Source organism: Vibrio astriarenae (assembly GCF_010587385.1).
In the GTDB taxonomy this organism is placed as follows: domain Bacteria; phylum Pseudomonadota; class Gammaproteobacteria; order Enterobacterales; family Vibrionaceae; genus Vibrio; species Vibrio astriarenae.
On the sequence record NZ_CP047476.1, the window covers coordinates 1,262,836 to 1,280,838 of the forward strand.

Here is an 18,003-nt window from a genome sequence, read left to right on the forward strand (position 1 = left end):
ACAAATGAGAGTGGGAGAACACTCCCACTCGGCTACGTTGATTGAGCATTGGCACAACCAAAATTACCTTAAACGGTCAGGACAACCTGCACGCCAACAAAAGGCGGCAACGGTGTAGTCAGTTTATGCTGGAGTCACTGTTTTAAGGTTTTCAGTGGTTAGCTTCTCTACGTCTTCTTTGAACTCTTTAGCAATACCTTGCAGTTTATTGCTGTCGTCCATCATTTGTTGAGATAGCTTAGTTAGCGCGCTGAGTTGCTGGCTGCTATATGCAGTCAATGAAGTCACATCTTTTATGCTAGCTGCTGCTTTCATCTGCTCTAGACCCATATCGCTGTAAGCACGAATGGCATTCAATTGAAGCTCAGTTAATACCTCAACGTTTTTCGTCATTAGCTGATTAAACTTGAAATATGGTTCCATTGATTTTTGAGACTGATCTGTGAATGATTTAAATAGATCTGTGTACATGGTAATTCTCCTTGATGAGGTTTCGATATTTCCATAAGGTGCTGCTTACCATGTCTTCATTGGCAACGTTTTCGTTTTTGCCAACAGACAGATGAGCAGCCCTAGATTTACTTCACTGCTTTTACAATCACCGCCGTGCCCATACCACCGCCTACGCAGAGGGACGCCACGCCATATTGACCATCTTGTTTATTAAGTTCATGAATCAGAGTAACCAAGATGCGGTTTCCTGACGCACCTAACGGATGCCCGAGTGCAATTGCACCACCATTGAAATTGGCTTTGTCTTGAATACTGTTGACAGGAACTTCATGTACATCTGCCAACTGATGAATCACGCCCAGCGCTTGTGCGGCAAACGCTTCATTGAGTTCAAACACATCAACATCTTCAATCGACAATTGTGCTTTCGCCAATGCCTTGGTCACTGACTCGACTGGGCCCAATCCCATAATCTTTGGATCCAAACCTGACTGAGCATAGCTTGCGATCTCAGCGATAGGTGTCAGGTTGAGTTCATTCACTGCGCTTTCAGAGGCTAATATAATCGCACTCGCACCATCATTGATGCCAGATGCGTTGCCTGCGGTAACCGTACCTTCACGGTCAAACGCTGGTCTCAACTTAGCTAAACCTTCCATAGTTGCATTAGCTTTAGGGTATTCGTCAGTGTCAAATATTACCGTTTCTCGACGCTGTTTCACTTCCACTGGCACAATCTCATCAGCAAAGCGCCCTGCTTCAATTGCTGAGACGGCTTTTTGCTGGCTCGCCAATGCGTAGCTATCTTGCTGCTCGCGTGTTAAGCCCAATTGCTTAGCAATATTTTCAGCAGTGACACCCATGTGGTACTGGTTATAGACATCAGTCAAACCATCGCTTACCAGCAAATCTTTCGCGGATAGGTCGCCCATCTTATTGCCATTGCGGACACTTGCTGGCAGAGCAAAAGGAATTTGAGACATCACTTCTACGCCGGCCGCTACAACCACTTGCGCGTCGCCAGAACGAATGTGAGATACTGCGTCCATCACTGTCTTCATTCCACTACCACACACCATATTCAGGGCGTACGCAGGAACAGACTCTGGAATACCAGCAAACAACGAAGCCTGACGGCCAACACCCATACCTTGTCCTGCTCCGACCACATTCCCGACAATCACTTCATCAACGTCATCACCCGATAAACCTGAAGCTTCGAGTGCGCCTTTAATCGCAATTGCACCAAGTTTGCCCGCATTGATGTCTTTTAGTGCACCACAGAAGCTACCGAGAGGGGTACGTTTTGCTGCTACTACAAATACTTTTTCCATCGTTTATCCCTTAATTCATGTACAAACCGCCGTTCACAGAGAGTGTTTCCCCTGTGATATAGGCACCAGCATCACTGGCTAAAAACCAAACTGATTCTGCAATTTCTTCTGGTGTCGCTAGACGTTGCATTGGAATAGTTGAACGAATGGAATCAAGAACTTCCGTTTTCATCTGCTCTACCATCGGTGTTCCCGTGTAGCCTGGAGCAACGACGTTAGCCGTCACGCCTGCTCGGGCACCTTCATAAGCCAGAGCTTTAGTAAAACCGATCATGCCAGCTTTGGCAGCGGAGTAATTCGTTTGGCCAAATTGACCTTTTATACCGTTGACTGAAGAGATATTGATGACGCGACCGCCACCTTTCTCGCACATGGCAGCAAATAGAGGCTGTGTTACGTTAAAAACGCTATTAAGGTTGGTATTAATCACGTCAAACCATGCATCAGCCGACATCTTTTTAAACACACCATCACGAGTAATACCAGCGTTGTTCACCACGACATCGATTGTGCCTTCTTCTTCTAAAAGCAGTGCCAAACGCTCTGCACACTCTCCGGTGTTTGTCACATCGAGTTCGAACAGACGAACTTGCTCTTCCGTAAAGCCCTGTTCTTCAAACCATTCGAGCGCACATTCGTAGTTTCCGGTGAAATACGTCGCAATAATTCGATACCCTTCAGCAACCAGCTTGGCTGAGATAGCTGAGCCTATGCCCCCTTTTGATCCCGTGATCAAAGCGATTTTCTTCATAAACGAACTCCCTTTCTCCGCAGAATGTTATACCTAGCTAAACCACCGCCACGTATAAATAGTCACTATCAACCTAATGTAACAACCAATGCATTAATTAGACCAAGTTTTAAACAATCGATAATTTCCTCAAATCAAAAGTAACCATAAAGTGTTACAATTAGAATACAGTTTTAAGTACAATTCAAAATTACAAAAACCCAATAACTAGCTAAAGATCACACTTTAAAAGACAAACCTAAAGTGCTGATTATATAGAGTAATTAGTCAACAAATAGCTCTAGTACATATTTTTTAAATATCAAACTTTATTCTAATTTTAATCACTTAAACGCCCTCTTGGGTATCAAGTAATACAAATCAATAATGATACATTTATAAGCAAATGTGTTTACACTGCATTAATAAATCAAGTTGGGAACATAGAGCTATCGATTATCAAATGCGCTATAGATGCAAGGAAACTGTCTAAACATGCAAAAACAACACTTTAGCTTCTATGTTTAGAATGGGGATGAAAAAGCACAAGGCGTTATTCCAGTGAATGTCGACATCGTAGAGGGTCTGATAATTAAAATCGTAAACAATAGTGGACAGTTTGCTTGTGACATTTTTTTAATCAACGGTCTTAGGTATCATCTACTACGGTTCGTCTATATATAGAGAAAGGGTTTACCCTCCACTGCCTATGCAGCTTGAATCACTAAGTTTTATCAATTATGCAGAACTTAAATCTAGAGGGTATTCAGAAACCACTGTCTAGACCCGTTGTTTGGCATTCGATATCCTGTAACGGCAGATGCAGCTTGCACAACGGTGGTGCTTGACTGTTCAAATAACGCACCTCAATGAAACAAGGAACGTAATATCTTTATCGCATTCGCGGCCTAGATTGTAACCAAGCGTTACTTAGTAAATTGAGCGCAATTTTTTAATCAGAAAATCGTCAAACCGTTGTCATCTTTTTAATTAACGCATCCTATTTTGAGGTTTTTGGGCACTTTGCGTACAAAAAATCAGCACTTGGCTACAAAAACCAAAGAAAAATGCGAAAAAGATCAAAAAAGGGTTTATCGACAAGTCACAAACTGGTTTACTAAGTCAATATTAAGCGTCAATAACTCTTTTTATTGCTGTGTAAAAAAAATTACACACCAACTTTGCGGCGCTTTATGATTGCAAACACTAAATTTTGGAGAAGTAGTGGTGAACAATACAAACGCAAAGCCACGTGATGCCTGGGGCTCACGTTTAGGCTTTATTATGGCGGCAGCGGGATCAGCTGTTGGTCTTGGTAACATCTGGAAGTTTCCTTACACCGCCGGCGAAAGTGGTGGTGGTGCATTTGTTGCCATCTATCTATTCTTTGTAATCTTTATCGGTTTCAGCGTGATGCTGACTGAATTTGCTATCGGTCGCAAAACAGGCCTTTCTGCAGTAGGTGCTTTCAAATCTACTGACCGTCGTTGGAGTTTCGTCGGCATCATGGGTGTACTCAGTGGTCTATTGATCATGGGCTTCTACCCTGTTGTTGGTGGCTGGTCGATTGCTTACATCTACAAAATTGCTTCTGGTCTTCTAAGCACTCCTGAAGCGATTGGTGATAGCTTTGGTGGGTTCATCTCAAACCCAGTGCAACCACTAATGTGGATGGCACTATACCTATTCCTAAACATTCTGATCGTTATCCGTGGTATTTCTGGTGGTATCGAGAAAGCGGGTAAGATACTAATGCCACTGCTTTTCGTTATCCTAATCATCGTATCAGTGAAAGGTCTAACACTTCCTGGTTCGAGCGAAGGTCTGAAATTCCTATTTAGCCCAGATTTCTCTGTCGTTGACAGCAACGTTGTTCTAGCGGCTCTTGGTCAAGCGTTTTTCTCATTGAGCCTTGGTATGGGTGCGATGATCACTTACGGTTCATACCTCAAGAAGAAAGAGAACCTAGTTCAAAACACAGCAATGGTTACGGCGATGGACACTGGTGTTGCGATTCTTGCTGGTATTGCTATGTTCCCTGCAATGTTCGCATTTGGTATGGAACCTGCGGCAGGCCCTGGTCTAGTGTTCGTTGTTGTTCCTCAGCTATTTGCTGAAATGGGCGGCATGATTGGTCTTCTACTTGCCCTACTGTTCTTCATCGGTTTGAGCGTAGCAGCACTAACGTCTTCAGTATCTCTATTAGAAGTTGTAGTTTCATACCTAATCGATGAAAAAGGCATGAAGCGTCCTACAGCAGTAATCTCATCTTCTGTAGTAATGGCTTCTCTGTGTGTTCTAGCGTCACTTTCACTTGGTGGTGTTGGTCCAACACTATTCGACACTGGCGCATTCGATATCTTCGACCTACTAACTGACAAGATATTCCTAGCGGTAGGCGGTATGTTCATCTGTATCTTCGCTGGCTGGAGACTGAAGCGTGACGAACTAGAGAAAGAGATCACGAACGATGGTGAAGTTTCTTTCCCACTGTTTGGTCTATGGTACAACCTAGTTAAGTTCGTTATCCCTGGTCTAATCGCTATCGTTGCTATTGCTGGCATCATGAGCGGCTTTGACAGCGGTAAAGGCGCTATCATGGTCATGGGTCTAGTGATTATTGGTCTAGCTGCACTGTTCTCTAAGAAACTGTAAGCTAACCTTTTCATTGATTCACTTAAAAGCACGCTCTCGAGCGTGCTTTTTGTTATCTTATCCAAGTTAATTCGTTGGTTCATCAGACACAGGGGGTGTCGTGTCCGCATCAAGCTTCTTTCGTTTAGTGCTACTGGCATCCATTTGGGGTGGGTCTTTTCTCTTCACTCGTATCGCAGCCAACACTTTTGGCCCAGCCTTTCTTATTGAGTTTCGCGTAGGGTTTGCTCTGTTGAGCCTTCTTTTGGTCGCGGTTTATCTGAAAAGACGTCTAGCGTTCAAACGGCACTATCAACATTTCTTTATTTTGGGGCTGCTCAACACGGCTCTCCCATTTACTCTGTTCGCTTACGCGGCCCAAACTCTTAATGCCTCTACCTTATCAATCCTAAACTCAACTGCGGCCATTTGGGGCGCGATTATCGCGTTTTTCTGGCATAGAACCCAACTGACTCCTAAGGGAATGACCGGTTTAGTCGTCGGTATTATTGGTGTGGGTATATTGGTGGGTGTTGATGGAGCACGGATCGGGAGTCATTCTATTCCCGCAATTTTTGCAGGCATTATGGCTGCCTTTTGCTACGGTTTGGCAACCAACTACACCAAAACTGCGCCGAATATCCAATCGTTTGATAACGCGCATGGCAGCATGTGGGCAGCGACGCTTTGGATGCTCCCTTTGCTGTTCTTTATGCCAATGAGAGGCGAACCAACACCGATAGAGTGGACGTCAGTGATTCTGCTTGGTGTCGTCTGCACAGGTTATGCATACCTGCTTTTCTTCCGACTAGTGACTGATGAGGGAGCGGCATCCGCACTTTCGGTCACTTTCCTTATACCCATGTTTGGTATCTTGTGGGGCTATCTGTTCTTGGACGAACCGATTGGCCTCAACACGGTGGCAGGCACCGGGCTAATTCTGGCAGGCACTATGATGGTGACAGGATTTAACCCCAAGGCTCTAACCACCAAGAGAAAATCAACGCGTTAAACCAGATTAGTTAAACAGTTCAATCACGAGTTTGTTGTCTTTGATCACCAACTGCGGATCGGTCGACTTGAGAAGCGCTTGTTTGGCATCAGCGCTATTGAGTTTATAAATCGGTTGGTTGGAGAGGGCTGTTCCTATCAGTGCAACCGCTGGCTCGATGAACTGTTTAATATCGGGAGACAATCGCTTTCCATGCTCTTCAAATGTTTCAAGACGCAGTGATTTAACGAAAATCTCACCAGTCTCTTGGTCGTATTCCGGTATAGCACTGAACTCCAAATCTAGATCAAGTCCGATATCTTTTAGAGTCATCATTTGCACATTCGCAGAAGTGTTGGCAAAGATCGAGATGCGATCTTTATCAGCTCGCCCAATTTTCACTTCCAGATCGTCCACCGAGACCTCAGCATGCATCACACTTTGAATGCCAATGGATTGCTCGATACGCACATTATCCTTTAAATAGTTTGTCATCTCCTGCTCGGTAATGCTGTAACTAGCACAACCGCTAAGTAGAGCGAAAATCGTAACCAATACTGCTTTTCGAAGTGTACACATCATGATTAATACCAACCCTTTTTTTGTTTGACGCTGAGACTTCCGACCGTGCTCTCAAAGAAAGTCTAATATAAAGGGCTGATTTTGCTAGCGCATTGAGCAGATAGAAAAAGGCCAGCTTAGTCAGCTGGCCTCATAATGGTGTACCCATATACAAATTTAACGGCTAGTTTTGCGCAGTTTTGTAGTTGATCATGTACGTCACTTTGCCTTTCTCTTCACGCAGGAGCTTATCTAGGCCTTTCTGCTGAAACGAATCGAACTGTCCCATCTCTTTCGCAGACTTGTTCGAACCACCGACATTGTTGGTATCAAGTGATAATAAGAAGTTACTCACGTCCGTGATCGCTTGGGTATAACCTGCTTTGGTGTCCAAATCATACTCATTAAGATCGACTTTTTGACGCACCTCTTTCGACCAGTAAAACTCCAAGAACGGCACTGGCTGTTTCGGCTTATCCCAACCGACATCGCGAGAGAAATACATTAGAGAGCGGTAACTATCATTCTCAAAGTTATCAAGCCCTAGAGACTCAGGAAGTCCCGTTGGTAAGATTTGCTTACCTTCACTATCAAACAGCCAGGTGTTCCCGTCGGCAATCATTGCGTCCCAGAAAGAGTCCATCGAATCTAGGTTGCGATAGTCCTTATCCACGACAACATGAACGGGAAAATCTGCGCCACCTTCAGGCATAGTCCAAAATACATTGAATGTATGATGTCCGTCAGTTAAGTAGTAATCGCCATTAGGTGCAATCACGATCGTTTTCATGTCTTTTTGACGTTCACCGACGGCCTCTTTACATTCAAATGTCGCGGCATCATGTGCGTTCGAAGACTGTTTATCAAAACTCTCTAGGCCACGCTGACCATTCGCTTCACATATTTCATCAAACAACTTTTTCTTGTCATGCTCAAAACGGCCCAGCTTATAGAAGACTTGATCGTAACCAACCGAAGGCTGAGTAGGGATAACTTGATTGAGTTGAATTTGAATCACATCACCTTGTGCAACCTCTGCGGCAAACGCGTTTGGCATTGCGAGTAAGGCGCTAGCAGATAATGCGAATGAAATAGCTTTAAGCATCTTTTGACTCTCCATAAATTGAAGCAGTCACCTTAAAGCCTCATGATTTCATAATCATGAAAGAAAAAAGACACTGAAGTTACACACTTCAATGTCTTTAACATCATCTACTCAAACAGTGGGACGGCACAATCAAGACTCGCCCTCTTTGCTATCAACCGCGTGTTGATAAATGTGGACATCGCGCTGAGGGAATGGAATCGTCACACCTTCAGCATCGAGACGCTTCTTAACCTTCTCGGTGACATCCCAATACACATCCCAGTAGTCATCGGTCTTAACCCAAGGGCGAACCACGAAATCGACCGAAGACTCATTTAACGTATGCAGCTTAACCACTGGCTCAGGGCTCTTGAGTACACGTTCATCGCTCAAGAGTATCTCGCTGAATATGCCCTTGGCTTTGTCTATATCATCGCCATAACCGATACCAAAGACCATATCCACTCGACGCACCCGCTCTGCGGTGATGTTATTGATGACATCCCCCCAAATTTTGTTGTTTGGAATCACGAGTCTCTGGTTATCAATCGTTTGAACCGTGGTCGATACCAGGCTCATGTTGTTGACGGTGCCTTGAATGCCCGCAACTTTAACCATGTCGCCGACATCGTATGGGCGATAGATCAATATCATCAAGCCAGAAGCGAAGTTAGACAGCGTATCTTGCAGTGCAAAACCAATGATCACACCTGCCACCCCGAAACCGGTTAACAGTGGGCCAAGTTCAATGCCGATCTGAGACAGGGCAATCAATAAGCCGACAAAAACCACCGCTTTTGATGCCATTGAGACAAAGAAGTCTTGCATCAACACACTAAAGTCCATCTTTGAGTGTTTAACACTTTTACGTACTGCTTTGCTGACGACCTTTGAAATGGCGCGGGTGAGATACAAAATAATACAGAAGAGAGCCACCTTCACAACAATTGAGGGTGTATTGTCAAACGCCCACTCTTTGAATGAAGCCATCCACTCCTCAAACAGACCGTACGCCACGCGAACATCGAGCACATCCGCGTTGATATCGCCTGTCGTTGTCAGCAGAAGCTGTTTATATTCATCAACATTGATCCCAAAGGTTTCCATCAATCCAGTGGTCACTTGTAAGCTGATCACCATCATTGATGTGTATTCGTTGTAGCGAATAATTTGATTATTGAGCTCTTCTTTCTCTGTTGGATTCACATACTTTAAACGCCCCTCATCAAGCTGACGCTCAGTATCAATATATAAGATCACATTGGCGAGAAAGCCTGCTCTTTGAATTAAGGCTTGCTTTGTCTCTTGCTCTATCTGACTAACATCGATGCCTTGTTTTTTCGCCAACTGAATCGATGAGGACATTTGAGAAAAATAGGTATCTAGGATGCTCGTCCTGCGCTGCAGTTGCAGCTCAAGCTTGCGCTTGTCTTCACCCTCTACCTTACGGCTCTCTTCTGCCACTGCAGCAAAGTCTGAATTACTGAACTCAATTAACCCATCCACAAGGTCTATCTGCGACTGTAGAACTGGGGTAAGCTTCTCGCTGTCAACGTCCGCACCACTAGCATATTGAGCAATTCGCTCTCTCAATGCTTGATTTTTACGACGTAATACATCTTCAAGAAATGATTTATCAAACTCTGATGCTTGCTGCAGGGCGACAAAGTCTTGCGACAACTTCCCTTGTGCTTCAACAATGCGATCAATCGATGCCAACGTGGTAAAGGAAAAGCACATCAACATGAGTGCGAATAACCACTGTTTTAACATTTTCATCGTAACTTCCTTTTACTCCGGTAAATTCTTAGACTCAAAGCCTGCTGAACTCTGTGCGGCAACCTCTCGCCAATAGTGCGCTAGCTTGTCATTCTCCAGTTGATAGATTGATAGCGTATACAGTTCTACCAGCGCAGCTTGGGCATCATAAAGGCCATGCTTCGCAGCATTGTTAAGCCAGAACTCAGCCTTAGACAGGTTGTGCCCCAATGAATATTGACCAAGATAGTAATAACCTAGCTGCAACTGCGATACTGCGTCGCCTTTTTCCGCCGCTTTTTCTAGCCAACGGAGATCTTCCGCAGGCAAGGTCAAGTGAATATTGGCATGCCGTGCCAAGTGCAAAATCGCAGGCAGATACTCCTGCTGAGCCGCTCTTTCTATCCAATAGTTTGCGCCAACACCATCTTTGTCGGCACCTCTCCCATCCAGTAGCATCAACCCCAAATTAAACTGTGCTTCCGGGTGCTCTTGATTGGCGGCCATTTGATACCAAAATAGAGCCTCTTCTTCATTCTGCTCAACTTTATCCCCCTGCTCATAGAGCAGCGCCATTTTGACCTGAGCTTCTGCGATACCCGCTTGGGCGCCATGCAAAATAATCTCAGCATCATTAGGTTGAGTAGGCTCGAGTTGCACCATCGCTTCACTATCCGTCACAGCGATATCAACACCTTCATCTGCGTACGCTTTTACGCCGTAAACACAGACAGCACTGAATAGTACAAACAAGGTCAAGCCATACTGGATAGTACGAGGAGCGCGTGAACGAAGAGGTTTCATATTGGGTCTCATTTGGCGAAAAGTTGCCCTACTCTAACGCGCAAAACTCAAAAAAACTTACCACTTCGCGACATTGACCGTCCCCTTACCGAACTTTGACTTTCGCTAAGCATTCGAGGGCTTTGTCAAAATTGTAACTCTCAAGCGCGTTCACTAAGTGCTTCAATTCATTACTATCCAGTTGATACTCTTTTTGCCATTGTTTGAGCAGAGTGAGGGCCTCAATATCGTAGTCTTCAATGCTCTCTCTAAGCTTATCTACCTGCTGATTTGTGAGCAGAGCTGTGCCCTGTTGTAATGACTCACTTTCACCAACGTACTGTTCTAAAACAGGTATTAGTCTTTCTATCTTGTCTTTTAGTATAGTGAAGAGCACTTCTATCTGTTCACTATTATTGTGAGCCGCGGCATATTCTAGTTGAGAAAACTCTTGCGACAGCTTAGCGGCTCCTATCGTTGCGCTGTTGCCCTTAAGCGTATGAGCAAATCGCTCTAGAGCGCCGTCATCCTCACTGATAATGGCATTACGAAAATCCGCTTCGTACTGTTTAAGGCGAGTGATAAAACGCGTAACGAGCCCGGTGGCTAAGCCTGCATCGCCAGATGTGGACTGCTTTAGTTTATAGGCGCTAAACAACTCATGCTCGAAATCCTTCAAAGGTAACATCGTTCTAGAGGTTGACGTTGATGCTATCGGGGTGATATGTCGGCTGAGTTCGCCCATGAGTTGCTCTACAACAATGGGCTTTTCTATAAACCCGTTCATCCCTGCATCAGATGCTTGTTGTTTACTCTCTTGCATAATGTTGGCGGTCATGGCCAATATCGGTTTCTCATAACCATTTTCACGAATCAGTTTCGTGGCTTCAAACCCTCCCATTACGGGCATTTGCAAATCCATCAAAACCACATCAAAGCTTTGTTCTGCGAGTCGCTCCACCGCTTTTTGGCCATTGTCTAAAACCGTAATATGCAGATTAGCTTTTTCAAGCAGCGCCACCGCTAGGTCTTGATTGAGGTCGTTGTCTTCCACCAACAGTACACTTTGACCAGAGAAGCTCATTTGTTCTTCTCTGTGAGTGGATTCAATAGCCGCATCGGTGATAGGTTGAGTCAGGGTGAAATAAAATTGGCTTCCTTCTCCATAGACACTCTTAGCCTCAATTTCTCCCCCCATAGCATTCACCAGTTTTTGGCTAATGTTGAGGCCCAAACCGGTCCCGCCAAAACGTCTCGTTGTCGAGCTATCAGCTTGAGTAAAGGCATCAAAAAGCCTTTGCATCTGCTGTTCGGTCATCCCAATACCCGAGTCTTTCACCGTGACCCAAAACTGACACTCACTCTCTGTAAGCTCATTCACTTCAACTTCGATCTCAACTCGACCCTTATCGGTAAACTTAATGGCATTCCCAGCAAGATTGAGCACGACTTGAGACAAACGCAATGGATCACCGACCAATCCCTTAGGCAGCTTTTCATCCAAAGTAACCGTGAATTCTAAACCTTTCTCGACGGCTTTAACCGTCAGCATGTCGTGTACATCATGCACTGTTTCACTCAAGGAATATGGAATTGCCTCAAGTCCCATGCTCCCAGCTTCAATCTTAGACAGATCTAATATGTCATTGATAATGCGTAGTAGAGACTGAGCAGAGCGGTGAACTTTTTCGATATAGCTTTTAGCTGTTGGGCTTTGTACTTCCGTCAGAGCAAGGTGAGACATACCAAGAATGGCATTCATTGGTGTACGTATTTCATGGCTCATGTTAGCCAAGAACTCTGATTTCGCTGTATTCGCTCTATCTGCGGTTTCGCGCGCATGCTCTAGGTCGTTAGTCAGCTGTTTTAACTCTGAGATATCATAAGCCCAAAAAATGAGATCACGCCTTCCATCATGATCTGGGAGTAGGTAATAACTGGTCAGCGCGGTAAAGGACTTGCCGGTATAGGTCAGAAGGTCTAGTTGCTGGTTGAATACATACCCCTCTGAGGCAATTCGACGGTACATCTCCTCACGATCACTTATATCACTGTAGATAGAAGTAATATCAAACTCATGAATGGGAATATTACAAAGCTCAAATAGTACTCTCGCCCTTTCATTGGTATAAATGGCCTGTTGGTTCCTAATTAAGCCCGCCGCAACCGGAGAGGTATCTAGCATTTCATACACCATGTTCTGTGCTCTCTCAGCCTGACGTTTGGCATCCTCTGCGATTGATATTTGCGCTTGCAGCCTACGATTAGAGAAAACCACAATCCCAACAATCAAAACTGAAAATGCCGAAATAATGTAAACCAACTGATAGTCAATTTTCTCAATGGTTTTAGGGGTTGCCCATTTTGATAGGATTTGATTGTGTTCAACACTACTTATGTGGCCAAACACTTTATCGATAATCGTTATAAGTTCGACATTCGATTTGAGCACATGGAACGTGGGGGTCACTTCATAATCTAAGCGACCGACGATATTGATGTCGGTATACCCATTCGTATTGATAAGGTAATTCAACACATGAATCGTATCGACAGCAGCATCGAGATCGCCACTGTCTAGAGATTTCAATGCTTCTTGGGTGCTATTAAACTCTACCCAATCAACCGCTGGATAGCCTTCGATGAGATACTCAGTATTGGATGCGCCTTCTACAACACCAATACGCCAACCATCAAGGGTGCTGAGACTTAAACTACGGGCATCATCCTTGTTCGATGCAATCGCCAAACGACTTGAGAACATCCCTCTGGACGGTAGGTAGTTGACACGAAAATTGTCATTCTCAACGGCAGCAGAGATTAGGTTAAGCTCTCCGCGCTTTGCCATCTCAGTCGTTTCTTCCCAGCTATTAACTAGAACTGGCTCGATGGTTAAGCCCGTCTTGGTCTCAACTAGCTGACGATAATCGTTGATCACTCCGATATATTGCTCAGTTTCACTAAATGCTTCATAAGGTAAAGCTTGCGGGTCAACACCAAGAGTGATCACCGGATTCTCTTTTATCCAATCCACTTCCTGTGGGGTGAGGTTTAATATCTGACCAGAGAGCTTGAATTGAGCGTAAAGCGTCTTGATGTATTCATAGAATCGCGGATCTGTATCGGAAAACAGCGATAGATCAGGAATATAAGCGTGATTGGTTTTTAGTTGTGACATGTCAAAGTAAACCTTTAACCTCCCCAACTTAGTTTCACCAGAGCTGCCACTAAACACCGCGTCAATGTCAATGAACGACCAGTGAGAGCTATCGATTTGCGCTACGCGCTCCATCGTATCTCCATCAGCTAGCCATGTTACGGTAGGGTCTATTCGCCCCTCTTCAAAACCCTCAATGGCAGCAATATCAAAAGAGGCATCAAAGGTATTTAACACTGCGTCAAACTTGTGTAACTCACCATTGAACAACTCATAGGCATAGATATCGGCGAGCAGTTCAGCTCGACGTATTTGGTTGCTTAAATTGCGCCTCATATGAGAAGTAAAGAAATGATTGTATTCAAGATCATCATTTTCAAAGTTATCCAATGCCACGTTGAAACGATCTCTCATTGACGCTTTTGCAAACTCAACATAAATCGGGAAGGACGCTGAAAAAGATCGATGAAGCTGCACCGAATCAATGTCCAAACTTGTATTGTGAGCGTGCCAATTCAACACGCGCCTTTCGATCATCAACAGATCCAAGGTACGATCTTGAAGGAGCCTAAACCCCTGCTCTATTCCCGCCACATCCTGATAGCCAGCAAACCGGAATTGTTCACGCAGTTGTTTAAATGCAAGCTGACTTGGAGAGTGCCCTTCGTAGATCACTCCTCCTACCGTCAGTTTGTCTGAATCATTCAGAGTGATATTTTGCGACTTTAAACTGACAACTACATACTCAATCTCGGTAATCGGCTCACTATAAAAACGCCCTGGCTTTCTCTCAACAATACTCGAAGCAAATTCAAGGTCACTAATGCTGTTTAAAGCCATATCCAAATTTGCAGGCGTTAGGCGCGTGACTTCTCCAACTTGGTAACCCATTCGGGAAAACACTTCCTGCAGCAAGCCGTACTCTAAGCCCAGCCCGGAACTTTGTGGGTAAAGATATGGGGGTAGCCCAAAGCCCATTGCTCCCGGGACTTTGATTTTATTGCTCACATCAGCAAGCCAAGCAGAGGCAATTTGGTTGCGCGTATTATCGGAAATTTGCATCAAGGCTTTATCGATCACAGCTGCTAGAGGAGCATCATCTAGACGCAACGTCATCCCCGTGCGATATCGAATCCCTTGCTGACCTAAACTCACTACCTTGAGGTTGTCACGCCCAAGCTGTTTACCAAACTCAATCAATGAAATTGGCTCACCGAACAGTAAGTCAACCTCCCCATCAATCAAGGATTCCACCATACTTGGGAGATCATCATATACCGCGGTTTTGATACCTTCGCCAACATCACGAAACCAATCCGGTAGAGGCGCCCCAATCGCCACAGCAATTCGCTTGCCCTTGAGTTGTCGAAGTGTCACCACTGTGTCCGTTTCAGTTGAGCCAACAAGCGTTCGTTCAAATACCCAAAAAGGCAGTGTATTCACGTACCGCTCGGGATCTTTGGGAATTGGGAAGGGAATGATATCCACTTCTTGTCGTGCCAGTGCAACTTTAGCTTGTTCCAAATTGCTCACAAAACGAAAGCGCACCTTTATATCGAGCAGGGATTCCACTTCGTCAAAATAAGAGCGTATGATGCCTTTAAACGTCCCCGAATCATTAATGAAAGAATAAGGATAATTACTAGGAAAAACGGCAACGGTAACAATCGAATGCTGGTGAAGAATTTTCTTCTCCGCATCTGTTAAGTCGATCGTTTTTGCTGATGCAACTGCGATAAAAAGCCACGCGAAGACAAAAAAGGTAAACCGTTTCACTCTAATCCAACTCATTCTCAATCCTTGAACGCATATTGCTTCGATAAGGCTGTAATACCTGCTTGGGAGAGCCCCTCAACAAGCCTTGTGTGCATGACGTGTTGACAGCTTCATTCAGAAGCTAATATCATGAATTTTATTCTCTTTTTAGAATAGACTCTGAATCAAATCTGCGCCGAAAATTAATCACGATTGAAATCCACCGATCCATTCTCATTTATGATACAAGTGTGATTTTTATATCTAACGATTAGAAAACGAGCAAAAAATAGCCTAGTTATTAAGTAATTGATTGCATAGGGGGGGGATTTCATGGAATACGAAACACTGGCGTTTTTGCATTTGGCAACCATTCTTCCAGCTTTCCTGTTTGCTACCGTCATTATGTTTATTAAGAAAGGCAGCGAAACACATAAGACCGTTGGACGATTCACGGCGTTCCTATTGCTCATCTCTGCTTGTATCTCTCTTGCTATGCCTGCGAGAGTCGGACCTACCTTTTATGAGCATTTTGGTTTAATTCACTTGCTATCCCTTATCGTGATCTTCAGTGTGCCAAAAGCTTACTTTGCGATAAAACAAGGCAATGTACTGATGCACAAAATCACTATGGTCAATGTTTACCTGGGTGGTTTTCTGATCGCAGGTTTTTTTGCTTTCATGCCGGGCAGAATGCTGAATACACTTGTATTTGGTTAATAGAAACTCGCTTTTCGTGTTGGCGCAAAATGATAAGCTCTAGCTCATATTAACCTCTACTATCTCGCCCAATGAAATACAACCCAAGCGAGATTCCCATGTTTAAAACCACTCTTTCTGACTTTCGCCACTCTGATCTCTACGTTGTGATGCGCGGCACCTATCAACTATTGAGCATCACTGCTCGAACCACTTATAAAGCCCTAAGTTTTGTAGTTAAAGCCATCGCATGGATAGCGCTTAAAGGCTTCTACTACCTGACTAAATGACATTCTACTACTGGAGATGCTATCCTTTAACTCTCTGTTTTTTCTCCGACTGACTCAAACGGCTACTGACTAGGCTTGCAACTAAAATCGCAACATAGAAGCTGCCAATGATCGACTCCATAAAGACAAAGAATTTGGGAACAGGCAGAGCTGGGGAAATATCACCATAGCCCACCGTCGTTAAGGTGATAAAACTAAAGTACAGGGCTTCAAATAGGTTGTGAGTCCACACTTTATCTTCTAAACCATTGAATGAACCAGCAAACAGCTCCATCTGTATCAGGTAGATAATCGCCCAAGCGAGCCCCATCAACATATACACACAAATAGATCCGATTATCTGGTTCAACTCGACTTCTTTGCGCGCAAAAACTTGTTTGAGCGCAGAGAATATCTGAGAGACAACGAAAGCCAGTAATACAAGCAAAGTGACAACAGCGAGCCTCGCTTCTTGAAAATACTCAAACACGCCCGATATCGCGGCTAAAACCAGCAATGAGCCATACCAGCTGCGATATAGCTTGTTATCTTTGTTCACTCCGGCCACAGAAAAGGCGAGGCATACTATCATCATAAATAGCACAGACTCTTGCCCTTCCGGGTTGAATTGCTGAGCGGCCGCGCTAGCGAAGAACAGCGTGATTAGAGCCAAAAACAGGAAATAAAAATTATCCTGACTGGTTATTTTCTTCTTTCTCATCCGCAACTTCACTCATTCCTAGCCAAACGGTAAACAACTGATAAGTTAGGCCTAAAATCACTGCACCCACAAACAAACCAACCATACCTGACATTGCCATGCCCCCTAATGCCCCTAATAAAATCACCAGCATGGGAATATCCGAACCTCGGCTTAGTAGCATAGGCTTGAGTACACCATCACTCGCACTCACAAGTAGGCACCAGACCAAAAAGATAATCGCCACGGTCGAACTGCTCGTAGAGAAGACATAAAAGATCACTGGCAACAGAGCAATGATTGGCGGTAGCTGCATGATGGCGATCAGTAATACCGCCAACATCCAAAGCCCGAGTGCTGGTACGCCCGCCACCGCCATACCTATGCCTGATAATATCGATTGAATAACAGCAACGCCTATCACACCAAGCACGACGCTTCTTACGGTCGATTTAGATAGAGCCACCAGCTCTTTACCGTGCTCACCCGTGAGTCTTTCTGCGACACGGACAAAGGCTAACTCACAGCTTTTGGCATTCGACATGAACACGCCTGCGATAATGGTTGAGATGATAAATTGAACGAAACCACCACCAATTGAGCCAACCAATCCAGCCAACGTCGCCATGAGCTCTCGAATTTGCTCTCCATATTTGGCGAATACTGCCTCTAGGTTAGTGGCGGCAAGTGTGTTAAACGCGTAGAGCTTTTCACCGATAACAGGCCATTCCTGCATTGACTCTGGTGGGCGCGGAATCACAAATGACCCATCTTGAATCCCTGCCACAACATCTGAAGTATTGGTGTAAATCCCGGTGGACAATACAACCAGTGGGATAATAAGTAGTAAGACACCAACCAAAGCAATCAACCAACTCACTTTAGACTCTGACATCCCAGTTTTATTGTGAAGGCTGAGCACTAATGGATATAGCGCCGTGGCGATAATGCCTCCCCACACCACCAGCATGAAAAATGGCCTCAAAATAGAGAAGCACCAACTGACTAAAATGACAATGGCAGCAATTTTTATCGCTGCATCGATGGCCTGTTTTGAAAAATCACTTTTTATATCCATATTATGTCCAACTC

At 44.5% G+C, this 18,003-nt stretch carries 14 protein-coding genes; 4 read left to right on the forward strand and 10 right to left on the reverse strand.

Annotated features, from left to right (window positions below; all coding sequences use genetic code 11):
* Nucleotides 1–123: 123 nt before the first annotated feature.
* From GT360_RS19990 to GT360_RS20000, 3 genes are all read right to left on the reverse strand, one after another.
* Nucleotides 124–471 carry a phasin family protein gene (locus GT360_RS19990; protein ID WP_164650702.1) on the reverse strand — a complete coding sequence of 116 codons (348 nt, stop codon included), beginning with the start codon at nucleotides 469–471 and terminating at the stop codon, nucleotides 124–126.
* A 107-nt stretch (nucleotides 472–578) separates the two neighbouring features.
* A complete protein-coding gene (locus GT360_RS19995) occupies nucleotides 579–1,787 on the reverse strand; it encodes an acetyl-CoA C-acetyltransferase (protein ID WP_164650703.1) in 1,209 nt (402 codons plus the stop codon).
* A gap of 10 nt (nucleotides 1,788–1,797) precedes the next feature.
* The gene (locus GT360_RS20000) at nucleotides 1,798–2,538 is read right to left on the reverse strand and encodes an SDR family oxidoreductase (RefSeq protein ID WP_164650704.1); all 741 of its coding nucleotides are present in this window, start codon (nucleotides 2,536–2,538) and stop codon (nucleotides 1,798–1,800) included.
* Between the two features lie 1,206 nt (nucleotides 2,539–3,744).
* Here GT360_RS20000 and GT360_RS20005 point away from each other — a divergent pair.
* The gene (locus GT360_RS20005) at nucleotides 3,745–5,172 is read left to right on the forward strand and encodes a sodium-dependent transporter (RefSeq protein ID WP_420825455.1); all 1,428 of its coding nucleotides are present in this window, start codon (nucleotides 3,745–3,747) and stop codon (nucleotides 5,170–5,172) included.
* Nucleotides 5,173–5,272: 100 nt separating this feature from the next.
* A complete protein-coding gene (locus tag GT360_RS20010; RefSeq protein ID WP_164650706.1) occupies nucleotides 5,273–6,163 on the forward strand; it encodes a DMT family transporter in 891 nt (296 codons plus the stop codon).
* Nucleotides 6,164–6,169: 6 nt separating this feature from the next.
* On the opposite strand, the gene GT360_RS20015 is transcribed toward GT360_RS20010, so the two are convergent.
* From GT360_RS20015 to GT360_RS20035, 5 genes are all read right to left on the reverse strand, one after another.
* Nucleotides 6,170–6,724 (reverse strand): YceB family lipoprotein, encoded by a 555-nt coding sequence (locus GT360_RS20015; protein ID WP_420825456.1) that lies wholly within the window; start codon nucleotides 6,722–6,724, stop codon nucleotides 6,170–6,172.
* Between the two features lie 163 nt (nucleotides 6,725–6,887).
* Nucleotides 6,888–7,808, reverse strand: coding sequence for a ParB/Srx family N-terminal domain-containing protein (locus GT360_RS20020; protein ID WP_164650707.1), 921 nt, complete (start codon nucleotides 7,806–7,808; stop codon nucleotides 6,888–6,890).
* A 132-nt stretch (nucleotides 7,809–7,940) separates the two neighbouring features.
* Nucleotides 7,941–9,563, reverse strand: coding sequence for a mechanosensitive ion channel family protein (locus GT360_RS20025; RefSeq protein WP_164651176.1), 1,623 nt, complete (start codon nucleotides 9,561–9,563; stop codon nucleotides 7,941–7,943).
* 18 nt (nucleotides 9,564–9,581) lie between these two features.
* Nucleotides 9,582–10,352, reverse strand: coding sequence for a tetratricopeptide repeat protein (locus GT360_RS20030; protein ID WP_164650708.1), 771 nt, complete (start codon nucleotides 10,350–10,352; stop codon nucleotides 9,582–9,584).
* A gap of 85 nt (nucleotides 10,353–10,437) precedes the next feature.
* The gene (locus tag GT360_RS20035; protein WP_164650709.1) at nucleotides 10,438–15,279 is read right to left on the reverse strand and encodes an ATP-binding protein; all 4,842 of its coding nucleotides are present in this window, start codon (nucleotides 15,277–15,279) and stop codon (nucleotides 10,438–10,440) included.
* A 297-nt stretch (nucleotides 15,280–15,576) separates the two neighbouring features.
* Here GT360_RS20035 and GT360_RS20040 point away from each other — a divergent pair, with 297 nt between their 5' ends.
* Nucleotides 15,577–15,963, forward strand: coding sequence for a DUF2306 domain-containing protein (locus GT360_RS20040; RefSeq protein ID WP_164650710.1), 387 nt, complete (start codon nucleotides 15,577–15,579; stop codon nucleotides 15,961–15,963).
* A 98-nt stretch (nucleotides 15,964–16,061) separates the two neighbouring features.
* A complete protein-coding gene (locus tag GT360_RS20045; protein WP_164650711.1) occupies nucleotides 16,062–16,232 on the forward strand; it encodes a hypothetical protein in 171 nt (56 codons plus the stop codon).
* Nucleotides 16,233–16,251: 19 nt separating this feature from the next.
* Here GT360_RS20045 and GT360_RS20050 read toward each other — a convergent pair whose 3' ends face one another.
* Together GT360_RS20050 and GT360_RS20055 are read right to left on the reverse strand one after the other, a co-directional pair.
* Entirely contained in the window at nucleotides 16,252–16,932 is a 681-nt protein-coding gene (locus tag GT360_RS20050) for a potassium channel family protein (protein WP_164650712.1), read from the reverse strand.
* Nucleotides 16,901–17,989, reverse strand: coding sequence for an AI-2E family transporter (locus GT360_RS20055; RefSeq protein ID WP_164650713.1), 1,089 nt, complete (start codon nucleotides 17,987–17,989; stop codon nucleotides 16,901–16,903). Before GT360_RS20055 ends, GT360_RS20050 begins: the two co-directional genes overlap by 32 nt.
* Nucleotides 17,990–18,003: the final 14 nt, after the last annotated feature.